At 70.7% G+C, this 13,413-nt stretch carries 10 protein-coding genes; 2 read left to right on the plus strand and 8 right to left on the minus strand.

Going from position 1 to position 13,413, the window contains the following annotated elements:
- Nucleotides 1–56: 56 nt before the first annotated feature.
- Both uvrA and tatC (NAF06_RS06160) read right to left on the minus strand, forming a co-directional pair.
- On the minus strand, nucleotides 57–3,008 hold the full coding sequence (gene uvrA, locus NAF06_RS06155) for an excinuclease ABC subunit UvrA (RefSeq protein WP_008585300.1): 2,952 nt from the start codon (nucleotides 3,006–3,008) through the stop codon (nucleotides 57–59).
- A gap of 85 nt (nucleotides 3,009–3,093) precedes the next feature.
- On the minus strand, nucleotides 3,094–5,304 hold the full coding sequence (tatC, locus tag NAF06_RS06160) for a twin-arginine translocase subunit TatC (protein ID WP_008585299.1): 2,211 nt from the start codon (nucleotides 5,302–5,304) through the stop codon (nucleotides 3,094–3,096).
- A 228-nt stretch (nucleotides 5,305–5,532) separates the two neighbouring features.
- Here tatC (NAF06_RS06160) and tatC (NAF06_RS06165) point away from each other — a divergent pair, with 228 nt between their 5' ends.
- On the plus strand, nucleotides 5,533–6,642 hold the full coding sequence (tatC, locus tag NAF06_RS06165) for a twin-arginine translocase subunit TatC (RefSeq protein ID WP_008585298.1): 1,110 nt from the start codon (nucleotides 5,533–5,535) through the stop codon (nucleotides 6,640–6,642).
- Between the two features lie 379 nt (nucleotides 6,643–7,021).
- Entirely contained in the window at nucleotides 7,022–7,177 is a 156-nt protein-coding gene (locus NAF06_RS06170; RefSeq protein ID WP_008585297.1) for a hypothetical protein, read from the plus strand.
- A gap of 46 nt (nucleotides 7,178–7,223) precedes the next feature.
- Here NAF06_RS06170 and argF read toward each other — a convergent pair whose 3' ends face one another.
- Genes argF through lysX form a run of 6 tightly spaced genes read right to left on the minus strand, consistent with a single transcriptional unit; the run spans nucleotide 7,224 to nucleotide 13,381 of the window.
- On the minus strand, nucleotides 7,224–8,123 hold the full coding sequence (gene argF / locus NAF06_RS06175; RefSeq protein ID WP_008585296.1) for an ornithine carbamoyltransferase: 900 nt from the start codon (nucleotides 8,121–8,123) through the stop codon (nucleotides 7,224–7,226).
- 33 nt (nucleotides 8,124–8,156) lie between these two features.
- Complete coding sequence (locus NAF06_RS06180; RefSeq protein WP_008585295.1) at nucleotides 8,157–9,323, minus strand: [LysW]-lysine hydrolase; 1,167 nt, start codon at nucleotides 9,321–9,323, stop codon at nucleotides 8,157–8,159.
- On the minus strand, nucleotides 9,323–10,450 hold the full coding sequence (locus tag NAF06_RS06185) for an aspartate aminotransferase family protein (RefSeq protein ID WP_008585294.1): 1,128 nt from the start codon (nucleotides 10,448–10,450) through the stop codon (nucleotides 9,323–9,325). Before NAF06_RS06185 ends, NAF06_RS06180 begins: the two co-directional genes overlap by 1 nt.
- Complete coding sequence (locus tag NAF06_RS06190) at nucleotides 10,447–11,388, minus strand: acetylglutamate/acetylaminoadipate kinase (protein WP_008585293.1); 942 nt, start codon at nucleotides 11,386–11,388, stop codon at nucleotides 10,447–10,449. The genes NAF06_RS06185 and NAF06_RS06190 overlap by 4 nt, the downstream gene beginning before the upstream one ends.
- Nucleotides 11,385–12,434, minus strand: a complete 1,050-nt coding sequence (gene argC / locus NAF06_RS06195; protein WP_008585292.1) for an N-acetyl-gamma-glutamyl-phosphate reductase — start codon at nucleotides 12,432–12,434, stop codon at nucleotides 11,385–11,387. Before argC ends, NAF06_RS06190 begins: the two co-directional genes overlap by 4 nt.
- Nucleotides 12,431–13,381 (minus strand): lysine biosynthesis protein LysX, encoded by a 951-nt coding sequence (gene lysX, locus NAF06_RS06200; RefSeq protein ID WP_008585291.1) that lies wholly within the window; start codon nucleotides 13,379–13,381, stop codon nucleotides 12,431–12,433. The genes argC and lysX overlap by 4 nt, the downstream gene beginning before the upstream one ends.
- Between the last annotated feature and the right edge of the window lie 32 nt (nucleotides 13,382–13,413).

The following is a 13,413-nucleotide window of genomic DNA, read 5'->3' on the forward strand; positions in this document are numbered from 1 at the left end:
AAAACGTTTTCCGAATGTGCGCCATAGACGGCCGGAGCGCGGCGATCTGGTCGCCTTCAGTCGTCGTCGGCCACCGCGGGCTTCCGGCGGTCGTCGCGGGGGCCTTCGAGGTCGACATCGGGGAGCATGTCCCGGAGGTAGCGCCCCGTGTGCGAGTCGTCATCGCGGGCGACCGCCTCGGGCGTGCCGCTGGCGACGAGCTCGCCGCCGCCGTCGCCGCCCTCGGGACCGAGGTCGATCACGTGGTCGGCGTTCTTCACCAAGTCGAGTTCGTGCTCGATGACGACCACGGTGTTGCCCGCGTCGACGAGGCGGTGGAGCACGTCGATCAGCTTGCGCTCGTCGGCCTTGTGGAGGCCCGTCGTCGGCTCGTCGAGCAGGTACAGCGTGTCGCCGGTCGCGCGCTTGCCCAGCTCCTCGGCGAGCTTCACCCGCTGGGCCTCGCCGCCGGAGAGCGTGGTGGAGGGCTGGCCGAGTTCCATGTAGCCCAGCCCGACGTCCTTCAGCAGCTTCAGGCGTCGTTCGAGGCCGCGGTGGCTCTCGAAGAAGTCGTACGCCTCCGCGACGCTCATGTCGAGCACGTCGGCGATGGTCGCCCCCTTGTACTCGACGTCGAGCGTCTCGTCGTTGTAGCGCGCGCCGCCGCACTCCTCGCAGGGGACGTACACGTCCGAGAGGAAGTTCATCTCGATCTTGACGGTCCCCTGCCCGCCGCACTCCTCGCAGCGGCCGCCCTTCACGTTAAAGGAGAAGCGCCCCTTCTCGTAGCCGCGGCGCTTCGCGAGCTTCGTCTCCGCGAACAGCTCCCGGACGTGGTCGAACACGTCGGTGTACGTCGCGGGGTTCGAGCGCGGCGTCCGCCCGATCGGCGACTGGTCGATGAGCCGCACCGTCTCGATCCCGTCGAGCCCCTCGATCGCGTCGTGCTCGCCGGGGTCGACCGAGGTGTTGTCGTTCATCTCGCGGGCGAGCCCCTTATAGAGGATGTCGTTGACGAGCGTCGACTTCCCGGAGCCGGAGACGCCGGTGACGGTCGTCAGCGTGCCGAGCGGGATCGGCACGTCGAGGTCGTCGAGGTTGTGCTGGCGAGCGCCCTTCACCACCAGCTCGCCTTCCGCCTCGCGGCGCTCGTCGGGCACCGGAATCGACTCCCGGCCCGCGAGGTAGTCGGCCGTCACCGACTCGTCGGCCTCGACCACCTCGTCGAAGGTTCCCTGCGCGACGATCTCGCCGCCGCGCTTCCCCGGTCCCGGCCCCATGTCGACGATCTCGTCGGCGCGGCGCATCGTCTCCTCGTCGTGCTCGACGACGAGGAGGGTGTTGCCCAGATCGCGGAGCCCTTCGAGGGTGTTCAACAGCCGGTCGTTGTCGCGCTGGTGGAGCCCGATGGAGGGCTCGTCCAAGACGTACAGCACCCCGACCAGCCCGGAACCGACCTGCGTGGCGAGCCGGATGCGCTGGCTCTCGCCGCCGGAGAGGGTCGACGCCTCGCGGTCGAGCGTGAGGTACTCCAACCCGACCTCCTCCATGAAGCCGAGCCGCGCGCGGATCTCTTTTAAAATCTCCTCGGCGATGGTGGTTTCGCGCTCGTTCAGCTCCGACTCCATGCCCTCGAAGTGCTCGCGGGCGTCGGCGATCGACAGCTCGTTCACCTCCGTGATCGACGTGCCCGCGACGAGGACGTGCCGCGACTGCTCTTTCAGGCGGGTCCCGTCGCACTCGGGGCAGGTCGTCACGGCCATGTACTCCTCGATGTGGTCGCGGGCGCGCTCGGAGTCGGTCTCGACGTGGCGGCGCTCCAGGTTGGGGATGACGCCCTCGAAGCGCTCGGTCTTCTCGCGCGTGCCGTTCTTCGTGGTCCACTCGAAGTGGACGAGGTCGTCGGTGCCGTAGAGGAACTGCCGCTGAACCTCCTCGTCGAGTTCCTCGAAGGGCGTGTCGAGGTCGACCCCGAAGTGGTCGGCGACGTTGTCGAGCTGCCGCGAGTAGTAGGTGCGGTCGTAGCTCCACGGCTCGAACACGTGTTTGAGCGGCTTCGAGGGGTCCTCGATCACGAGGTCCTCGTCGACCTCCTTCGTCGAGCCGATCCCCTCGCACTCGGGACAGGCCCCGTACGGGCTGTTGAAGGAGAACGAGCGCGTCTCGATCGCGGAGAACTGGACGTCGGAGTTGGGGTTGCCCAGCTCCTCGGAGAACTCGACGACGAGCCGGTCGTCGCCGTCGGCGTCCGCGGCCAGCGACCCGGTCGAGCGCGCGTTCGACGCGAACGGCACGTCCTCGGGCGGGTCGGGGACGATCAGCTTGAGCGCGCCGTCGGCCTCTTCAAGGGCGGTCTCGACGGAGTCCGTGATCCGCGAGCGGGCGTCCGGCGAGACTTTGACCCGGTCGACGATCACGTCGATCGTGTGGTCGTAGTTCTCGTCTAGCTCGGGGTCGTCGAGGGTCAGGTCGACGGACTCGCCGTCGACTTCGACGCGGCTGTACCCGTCGCTCACCAGCTCCTCGAACAGCTCCTCGAACGCCCCCTTCTGGTCGCGGACGACCGGGGCGGCAACCTTCGCGCGGGTCCCCTCCGGGAGTTCGAGGATCTGGTTCACCATGTCCTGTGCGGACTGCTCGCCGACCTCCTCGCCGGTGACGGGGTCGTACTGGGTGCCGATCCGGGCGTACAGCAGGCGGAGGTAGTCGTGGAGTTCGGTGACGGTGCCGACCGTCGACCGCGGGTTGTTCGCGGCGTTCTTCTGGTCGATCGAGATCGCCGGCGAGAGCCCCTCGACGGACTCCACCTGCGGTTTGTCCATCTGCCCGAGGAAGTTCCGGGCGTACGCGGACAGCGACTCGATGTAGCGGCGCTGCCCCTCGGCGTAGACGGTGTCGAACGCGAGCGACGACTTCCCCGACCCGGACAGCCCGGTGACGACGGTGAACTCCTCGCGCGGGATCCGGACGTCGAGGTCCTTGAGGTTGTGTTCCTCAGCGCCGCGGACCTCGATGTAGTCCTTGCTCATTTCTATCCCTCCGTTGCGGGCGCGCGCGGGAATACCCGTCGGTCGCGGGGGTGGCGTCGAGGGACGGCTCCCGGCGTCGGGCGGCTCAGCGCCCGACGAACTCCGCCGGCGGCGAGAGGTTCCGCCGTCCCCCGAAGGTGACGAGGAAGAGGGCCCCGACGCCGACGCCGTACGCGGCCATCAGCGGGACCGTCGCGAGGAACATCGTGACCACGTCGGAGGGGGTGAACACCGCCGCGATCAGCATGGTCGCGATCGTCGCCTCGCGCCAGCGCTCCCGGAACACGCGGTACGGGACGCCCGCCTTGTTCATGAGCACCATCGCGATCGGGATGTCGGCGAGGAAGCCGATCCCGACCGTGGTGTAGATGACGAGCCAGAGGAAGTCGCTCACCTGATAGGTGATGATCATGTCGGCGAGGCGCGCGTCGGTGACGAGCCAGCCGATGAGTCCCGGCGCGATGTACGCGTAGCCGAGCGCGAAGCCGCCGACCATCCCGGCACCGAGCGCCCCGGCCCACAGGTACACCTGGTACACCCGCCCGGCGACGAAGCCGCGCTCGCGGAGCGCGGGCCACGCGTAGTAGAGGACGAGCGGGAACGCCGCGAAGATCCCGATCACCACCGAGAACTTCACCATGAAGATCAGCGCCTCGACCGGGTGGAGCGTGATGATGTTGATCCCGCCCTCGACCTCGGCGGGCACGCGCCGTTCGAGGTCGCCCCGGACCGTGCCGAGCCCCCCGAGGTACAGCCACATGAACGCCGCCGCCATCACCGCGCCGAAGACGGCGACGATCCGGAACGACCCCGAACGCAGCGAGTCGAGGATGAACTTGAGGTCTTTGTAGTAGCCGCCGATGTCGTCCTCGGCCGCCTCCCCGTCGCCGTCGGTGAACTCGGCGAGGAACGTCGACCCCGCCCGGGACCCGCGGTTCCGCACGGAGCCCATCAGCCCGCCGTCGTCGCCTCCGTCGCCGCCGCCGCTCGCGTCGCCGTCGGCCGAATCGCCGTCGCCGTCGTTCGCCTCGTCGAACCGGTCCAAGATCGCCTGCGCCTTCTCCGGCTCGTCGTCCTCCATCGCGGCCTGCGCGAGCGCGAGCGACCGCTCCTCCTCCATCTCCGCGAAGGCGTCGGCGGGGGCCGCCCGCACGCCCGCCGCGTCGAGTTCGCTCACGTCGATCGCGGTCGGGTCGCCGTACTGGTAGCCCGCGCTCGTGGTGTCGAGGTCGGTGTACACGGCCCACAGCGTCGCGACCACGGCGAACGCCAGCGCCCACGCGACGGCGTAGATCCCGAGCGCCGTCGCGGGGTCGACGCCGAGTCCCGCGCCGGGTTCGAGGAACCGCCAGGTGCTGTCGACGAGGGGGTGCCGCAGGACGCCGTTGACCGCCGCGCGGCCGCCGTACTCGTAGAACCCGTACACGAGCGCGCCGCCGAGGAGGGTCACGCCGCCGACGACGTTCCAGTGGTTCCGCACGGCCCCCGGCACGTCGATCTGTTCGGAGCTTCGCTTGGCCGTGACGACCAGCTTCGCGAGGTAGAGGCTGAACCCGTACAGCGCCGTCAGCGGGAACGCCCACAGCAGCTGCGTGAACGGGTCGGGCGGCGAGAAGAACGCGCCGAAGACGAAGATGGCGACGACCGCGTAGCGCCACTTGTCGCGGAACGTCTCGTACTGGACGATCTCGGCGTACGACAGCCCGGTGACCAGCAGGGGCATCTGCCCCGCCAGCCCGAACGAGAGCGAGAGGAAGACGATGAACTCCGTCCACATCACGATCCCGTAGGTGGGCTGGATGTCGGCCTCCAGCCCGAACTCCGCGAGGAAGCCGAACATCAGCGGGAAGAACGCGAAGACGCCGTAGGCGACGCCGGCGGTGAACAGCACGGCACCGAGCAGCGCGATCCCCGCGAGCTTCCAGCGCGCGACGGGCGACCGCGGCCACATGCCCCGGGCGCGGAGCTCGTCGCGGGTGACGTAGATCAGCGGTGGGATCGCGATGATCGCGCCCACGATCAGTCCGATCTTCGCTTGAAGGAGGATCACCTCGAACGGCGTCGTGGCGATGATGTCCGCCTCCGCGGCGACCGCGGGGCTCATGTTCGACTCCGTCACGTCCCTGAGCCAGTCCCAGATGTAGACGCGCAGCGCCCAGAACGACAGCAGGAATCCGAAGAGGAAGACGACGAACACCTTCTGGAGGTCCTTCTGGATCGACCGAAGGAACGCCTTCGCCGTGTCGCGGCCCTCCGCGATCGACCGCTGGGTGTCATCGTCGAGGGCGCTCGCCATACGGGGGCCGAAGGCCGTCGCCGTTATCAACCTTTTCGACCGCGGGCAGTTCCGCACCCGAGCCCGCGCGATCCGAAAGCGGTCCGGTCGGGGAGGCCGTCGGTCTGGTGCGTAGATCTCGCCGGTCCGGTCAGGGGATCGGCGGTCCGGCCACGGGACCCCGATCGCCCCCTCGCGGCGTCGCTATCCGAAAAGGTTGATAACGGCCCGGTCGCGTAGGGCAACTGAATGGACGACTCGGATCGGTCGCGCGACGACGACTCGGCGGGTGCCGGCGATCCGGCCGCCGACGAGGCCGACGCCGACGCGGGATCCGAGCCGGACGACGCCGAGACTGTCGAGTCGGAGGTGACGCCCGAGGTCTCCTCCGAGGTCGGGGCCGACGCGGGCGAGGAGAGCGCCGCCGACGCGGAGCCCGACGACGGCGTCGTGGACCCGGACGACGTCGTCGACGCCGAGGACGCCGCGCGGACCGCGGCCGTCGAGGGGGCCGCCGACGAGGGGACGACGGCCGAAGACGAGACCACCGAGAGCCTCGGCGACGGCGGCACGCCGGCGGCCTCGGCGAACGCGGCCGCGACCACCGACGACGGCGACGAGGCGTTCGGCGGCATCGAGGGGCCGGAGACGGACGAGGAGATGCCGCTGGCGGCCCACATCGAGGAGATGATGCGCCGGCTCGCCGTCGTCTTCCTCGTCGGCGGGCTGGCGACGCTCGTCGTCGTCACCGAGTCGACGGAGCTCATCAACTACTTCTGGAGCTACCACATCCCGGCCCCGATGGAGAACCGCCCGCGGCTGTACGGGCCGCTGGAGCTCCCGCTCACCCGACTGAAGGTGGCCGGCCTCGCGGGCGTGGTGGTGGGGCTTCCGGCGTTCGTCTACGAGACGTACCGGTTCATGCGCCCCGGGCTCTACCAGCAGGAGCGGCGCTACTACCTCGCGGCGGTGCCGACGAGTCTGGTCCTCGGCGGGGTCGGCGTCGCGTTCGCGCACTTCCTCGTGCTGCCCGCGATCTTCTCGTATTTCACCACCTACACCTCCGACGCGGCGACCATCGCCTTCGGGCTCGCGGAGACGTTCAACCTGATCGTCGTCATGCTCGCGTTCATGGCGATCGTCTTCCAGATTCCCCTCTTCATCATGCTCGCGATCATGATGAACCTCGTCACGCGGTGGTGGCTGGAGTCGAAGCGGCTGATCTTCTGGGGGTCGTTCCTCGGGATCGCCTTCCTGTTCAGCCCGGATCCGACGGGAATGGCCCCGATCATCGTGGCGCTCACGATGATCGCCCTCTTCGAGGGGACGCTGGCGATACTGCGCTGGACCGGGAACTAGATCCGAACCGCGGCCTGAGATTCGTTGCGTTTCTCGTTGTGGACGAGGCCGCCGAAGCCCCAGTCGCGAGGGCTCGCGCGACTCGCTGCGCTCCTCGGTCGTTCGCTTCGCTCACTCCCTGCGGTGCTTACTTCGTCGGGCTTCGCCCTCGCGACTGCCCCTTCGATTCCCGCCCGACAGCAACCGCACGGCAACCGCACCTCACACCTCCCCAGCCTCGTCGGCGGCTCCCGGTGGTCGCCGCCGACTCCCTCGCGCGTGCTGTCTCGCGGTCGCCGGGGGCGACCGCTCGCAGGCACACGCCACCGCGGTTCGGTTGCGATCGCTTCGCCTCGGCGGAGTCAGGCCTATGCGCGTTTGGGTGCTACGCTCCGCCGACATGGTCCTCGCTCTGCTCGTTCCGGCGGCGGTCGCGTTCGTGATCGGCGCGCTCGCGGCGTACGTGGGTGCCCTCCGCGCGCTGGAGGTGTACTTCGATCCGAATCGAGACAGCGTCTTCCTCGTCGACGACCGCGACCAGCCGGAGCGCCGCTGACGCCAGGCCGCTCGCTCTTGCCGGGCCGCTCGCTCTCGCCGGGCGGCTACTCGCCGCCGAGCAGTTCGACGAGCAGCGCGTTCTGCGCGTGCATCCGGTTTTCCGCCTGGTCCCAGACGAGCGCGCGGTCGGACTCCAGCACGTCGTCGGTTATCTCCTCCCCGCGGTGCGCGGGCAGGCAGTGCATCACCGTCGCGTCCGTGCCGGCGAGCAGGTCGGCGTTCACCTGGAACCCGTCGAAGGCGGCGAGCTTCTCGCCGCGTACGTCCTCCTGTCCCATCGAGATCCACACGTCGGTGTAGACCACGTCCGCGCCGTCGATCACCGCCTCGGGGTCGGTCGTGGGGGTCACGTCCGCGCCGAACGCCGCGGCCCGGTCGAACACCGCGGGGTCCATCCCGTAGTCGGCGGGCGTGGCGACCCGCACGTCGATCCCGGCCATCGCCGCGCCGACGACGAACGACTGGCCGACGTTGTTGCCGTCGCCGACCCACGCGACGGTGGCGTCCTCGCCGACCGTCTCGCGGATCGTGAGGAGGTCCGCGAGCGTCTGACAGGGGTGCGCCTCGTCGGTGAGCCCGTTGATCACGGGGCAGTCGGCGTACTCGGCGAGGACCTCGACGTCCTCGTGATCGAACAGCCGCGCCATCACGCCGTCGACGTAGCGGCCGAGGACGCGCGCCGTGTCCTTCAGCGGCTCGCCGTGGCCCAGTTGGATGTCGTCTGGCCCGAGGAACATCGCGTGGCCGCCCAGTCGGGTCATGCCCGTCTCGAAGGAGACGCGGGTGCGCGTCGACGGCTTCTCGAAGATCATCCCGAGCGTCGCGTCGCCCAGTCGCGGGTCGGTCTCGCCCGCCTTCATCGCGGCGGCGCGGTCGAGCAGGGCGTCCAGTTCGGCGGGCGTCACGTCGTCGATGTCGAGGAAGTCGTCGGTGGCGAGTGTCATGGTATCGAAAACGGGTCGGGTGATCGGGTGGCGTTACAGTCGCTCGCGACAGACGTCGGTCAGGACGCGCACGGCGCGGTCCAGGTCCGGCAGCGGCAGCCGCTCGTCGGGCGCGTGGTCCAAGTCGGAGTTCCCCGGGCCGTAGGTGACCATCGGGCAGTCCCACGCGGCCGCGAAGAGGTTCATGTCGCTCGTGCCGGTCTTCCGCAGCAGGCGCACGTCGCCGCCCGCCGACCGGATTGCGACGCGGAACGCCCGCGCGAGGTCGGTCCGCGGGCTCTCCATCACCGGCGGCATCGGGTCGTCCCACTGGACCGAGCCGGTCGACAGCTCCGCCTCCGCCAGCTCGTGAATCTCGTCGACCGGCCGCGAGGGCGGGACCCGGAGCTGCACGTCCATCGTCGTCTCCACGGCGAGCCCGTCGTCGCTCAGCCCGCCGTCGACCGAGATGGGCTTCGTCGTCACCTGATCGAACACGGCGGTCTCGGCGTCGTCCGGCGTGAACGTCTCCTCGACGCCGTGCCACCAGTCGATCGCGTGCTGGATCGCGTTCGGCTCCGGCCGCGAGGAGTGGCCCGACTCGCTCGTGTTCACGTACGTCCCCTCCAGCAGGCCGCGGTAGCCGAGGGTGATCCCCTGCCAGCCCGACGGCTCGCCGTTGATCACCGCCTCGGGGGCGTCGCGGTCGCCGACGAGGTGTCTCGCGCCCCCGGAGTCGACCTCCTCGCGGACGACGCCGACGAAGGAGACGCCGGTCTTCACCGCCGCGACCGCCATCGCGACCAGCGGTCCCGTCGCGTCGACCGCGCCGCGACCCCACAGGACGGGGTCGCCGGGGTCGCCGACGCGCACGTCCGACGGCTCCGGTAGCTCGCCCTCCGGCGGTGCCGGCCGCACCTCGACCGGGATGTCGCCGGGCACGGTGTCGACGTGCGAGGTCAGGAGGACGGCGTCGTCCGCCGGCGCACGGACGTTCCCGACCTCGTCGATCCACGCCTCGCGGCCGTTCGCCTCGAAGAAGTCGACGAGGCGCTCGGCCGCGCGCTCCTCCTCGCCCGACGGCGAGGGGATCGACACCATGTCGTACAGCAGCCTCCGGGCCGCCGTGTCGCAGGCCGCGGGGTAGCCGCCGCCGGCGACGACGTCGGCGTCCTCGCGATCCGCTTCCGGCTCCGCCCCCCGCCCCTTCCCGGCCGCCATCAGCCGATCACCTCGGCTATCGCGTCGACGACGCGGTCGGCGTGCTCGCGTTCGACCGTCAGCGGCGGGAGCAGCCGCAGGACGGTGCGGCCCGCGGGCAGCGCGAGGATCTGGTGGTCGATGGCGAGGTCGCGCAGCAGGCGGTTCGACCCCCGACGGACCTCGACGCCGACCATCAGCCCGTCCCCGCGCACGTCGCGCACGTCGTCGCCGAGGCGGTCGCGGAGTTCGCCGCGGAGGTAGTCGCCCACCTCCTCGGCGTGAGCCGGAAGCCCCTCGCGCTCGATCACGTCGAGGGTCGCGCCCGCCGCGGCCGACACCACCGGGCCGCCGGAGAACGTCGAGCCGTGGTCGCCGGCGTCGGCGGCGATCCAGTCGCGACACAGCGTCGCGCCGATCGGGAGCCCGCTGCCGAGCCCCTTCGCGGTCGTCAGCACGTCCGGCACCACGTCGTGGCGGTCGGCCGCCCACATCGAGCCGGTGCGGCCCAGCCCGGTCTGGATCTCGTCGAGGATCATCGCCGCCCCGTTCGTCGCCGTGGCGACCCGGACGGCCTGGAGGTACTCGGTCGAGACGGGGTTGATCCCGCCCTCGCCCTGAAGCGGTTCCAGGATGACGGCGGCGGTGTCCTCGTCGACCGCCTCGCGCATCGCCTCGGCGTCGCCGTACTCGACGAACTCCACGCCGCCGGCGAGGGGGCCGAACCCCTCCTTGTACTTGTCCTTCCAGGTGGTCGCGAGGGTCCCCATCGTCCGGCCGTGGAACCCCTGCGTGGTCGCGACTATCTTCTCGCGGCCCGTCGCGTGCCGGGCGAACTTCAGCGCGGCCTCGTTGGCCTCCGTCCCGGAGTTACAGAGCCAGACCTTGTCGACGTCGACGGGCGCGACCTCGGCGAGGCGCTCGTACAACGCCGTCCGCGCCGCGTGCGGGTACGACGCCTGAACGTACATGAGCTCCTCCAGCTGGCTCGTCGCGGCGTCGACGACCTCGGGGTGGCAGTGCCCGACGGGCGTACAGGCGTAGCTCGCGCCGAAGTCGAGGTACTCGGTCCCGTTCGTGTCGGTGAGGTGTACGCCGTCGCCGGCGGCGATCTCGATCGGCTTCTCGGAGAAGACGAAGCCGCTCACGCGGTCTCACCCCCTTCGGCTTCGACACCGGACTCACGTTCGCCGCCGAGCGCCGACCGCTCGACCGTCGTCCCCGCGCCGCCGAGCGCGGCGACGACCGGGTCGCGGACGTTGGCGTCCGCGATCACGACGCGGCCGGAGCCGCCGGAGAGCGCCTCTCTCGCGGCCATCACCTTCTTGCCCATGAACCCCTCGGCGGCGTCCTCGACGGCCGCCAGCTCGTCGGGCGTCGCGGCCGCGTCGATGCGCGTCTCGGGGTCGTCCGGGTCGGCGTACACGCCGGACACGTCGGTCAGCAGGACGAGGTCGGCACCGAGCGCGCCCGCGACGGCCGCGGCCGCGCGGTCGGCGTCGGCGTTGACTGGGGTGACCTCGCCGTCGCCCTCGTCGCCCGCCATCGGGGGCGAGACGACCGGGGTGTAGCCGTCGGCGAGCAGGTCGCCGAGCAGGTCGCCGTTCACCGACTCGATCTTCCCCGAGTGGTCGCCGCGGCGGATCTTCTTTTTCCCGTCCTCGACGACGCGGACGGCCGACTTGCGCGGCCCCGAGAGGAGGCCGCCGTCGACGCCGGAGAGGCCGACCGCGTCGACCCCCGCCGACCGGAACTGTGCGGTCAGTTCGGTGTTGAGCTTGCCCGCCATCGCCATCGCGAACGCCTCCATCGTCTCCGCGTCGGTGAACCGCCCCGTGACGCCGGAGGCGGACTCGACGTACTCCGGCTCGATGTCGAGCCGTTCGAGGGTCTCGTCGACGACCGTCGAGCCGCCGTGGACGACGACGACTCGCCGGCCGTTGGCGACGAGGTGGGCCACGTCGCCGACCGCGCCGGCGGGATCGACCGCCTTCGCGCCGCCGACCTTGACGACGACCGGCGGCTCGCCGGCGGCGGTTCCGTCGTCCGCGGACGCGCCGGCCGCGTCGGACTCGGTCCCGGTCATGGCGATCCCACCGGGTGAAGCCCGTCGAACTCGAGGCCGGCGGTCTCGTCGAGGCCGAGCGCGACGTTCGCCGCGTGGACGGCCTGGCCCGCCGACCCCTTGGTCATGTTGTCGATCGCCGAGAAGACGACGACCCGGCGGTTGCCGGGGTCGAGCTCGAAGCCGACCTCGCCGTGGTTCGTCCCGGCGACCGACTTCGGCTCGGGGTAGCGGTAGACGCCGCCCCCGCCGGAGACGATCCGCATGAACGGCTCGTCGGCGTAGGCGTCGCGGTACGCGCCCCACAGGTCCCCCTTCGAGACCGGCTCGTCGGGGAAGACGTGACAGGTCGCGCTCGCGCCCCGCACCATGTCGACCGCGTGGACGGTGAAGGAGACGGAGAGGCCGAGGTACGCCTCGATCTCCGCCTCGTGGCGGTGGCCCGTGGGCGCGTAGGGGCGCACGACGCCCGAGCGCTCCGGGTGCGAGGAGGCCGCGCCGCCGCCCGCGCCGCCCTCCGAGGAGCCGACCTTCACGTCGACGACGACCTCGCCCGTCTCCGGGCCGAGCGCGCCCGCGTCGACCAGCGGCTTGAGGCCGAGGATCGTCGCGGTCGCGTTGCAGCCGCCGCCGCCGATCAGGTCCGCGCCGACGAGGTTCTCGCGGTTCAGTTCGGGCAGCGCGTACTCCGCGCGGTCGAGGTACTCCGGCGACTCGTGGCCGTCGTACCACTCGTCGTAGGCGTCGGCCTCGGGCAGCCGGAAGTCGGCCGAGAGGTCGACGACGGTGTCGGCCGCCTCGAAGAACTCGTCGATCCGGCCCATCGAGACGCCGTGCGGCGTCGCCGCGAACAGCACGTCGACCGACTCCAGGTCGTCGGGGTCCGAGAAGCGCAGGTCCAGCCCGCGCAGGTTCGGGTGCGAGCGCCCGACGGTCATGTTGTCCGCCGACCGCGAGGTGGCCTGAACGACCTCGAAATCGGGGTGGCCGGCGAGGATCCGCAACAGCTCGCCGCCGGTGAAGCCGGTGCCGCCGACGACGCTCGCGGTGTACGTCCCGTCGGTCATGTGGTCGCCTCCGTGGACTCCTCCGCGCCCTCGTCGGCCGCCGCGGCCGCCTTCGTCTCCAGCCAGTCGACGACCCGCGCCGGCACGTCGACCTCGGTGGCCGAATCGAGCGCCTTGAACTCGACGGTGTGGTTCACCTCGTGGACGGTGTAGTCGTCGGGGATGCCGTCGCCGTCCGCGTCGACTCCGGTCTCGCCGGCGTCCGCTTCCGGCTCGACTCCGACCTCCATCAGGTCGACGCCGAGCATCCCGCCGCCGACCGCGTCGGAGGCGCGCTCGACCAGTTCGGTCGCGCGCTCGTCGAGGTCGAACGCCTCCGTCTCGCCGCCCTTCGCGGCGTTTGTGAGCCAGTGGTCGGACGAGCGCGTCATCGCCGCGACCGGCTCGCCGTCGACCGCCAGCACGCGGATGTCGCGGCCGGGCTTGTCGACGAACTCTTGGACGTAGAACACCTTGTGCTCGTAGTGGCCGAGCGTCTCCTTGTGTTCGAGGATGGCCTCGGCGGCGTTCCGCGAGTCGATCTTCGCCATCAGCCGCCCCCACGAGCCGGTGACCGGCTTGAGGACGCAGGGGTAGCCGAACGACTCGATCGCTTCGAGGGCGGCCTCCTTCGTGAACGCCACCTCCGTGGCGGGCGTCGGCACGTCCGCCTCGGCGAGCGCGAGCGAGTTCTTCGCCTTGTCGGCGCAGACGTCGCCCGTCTCGGGAGAGTTCACCACGGGGACGCCGTAGCTGTCGAGGAAGCGCGTCGCGTACAGCGACCGACTCGTCGACAGGCAGCGGTCGACGACGAGGTCGAGGTCGTCGACCGGAGCGGTCGTGGACTCCAGCCCGAACCGCTCCTCGCGCACGTCTATCTTCTCGACCTCGTGGCCACGCTCGCGGAGCTCGCCGAGCAGGAGCTTCTCGTCTCTCCGTATCCGAGAGTAGAGGACGCCTACGCGCACGGCGGTCCCCCTCCGTTCGCGTCGGTGCTCAC

This window comes from Halorubrum hochsteinianum, assembly GCF_023702125.1.
In the GTDB taxonomy this organism is placed as follows: domain Archaea; phylum Halobacteriota; class Halobacteria; order Halobacteriales; family Haloferacaceae; genus Halorubrum; species Halorubrum hochsteinianum.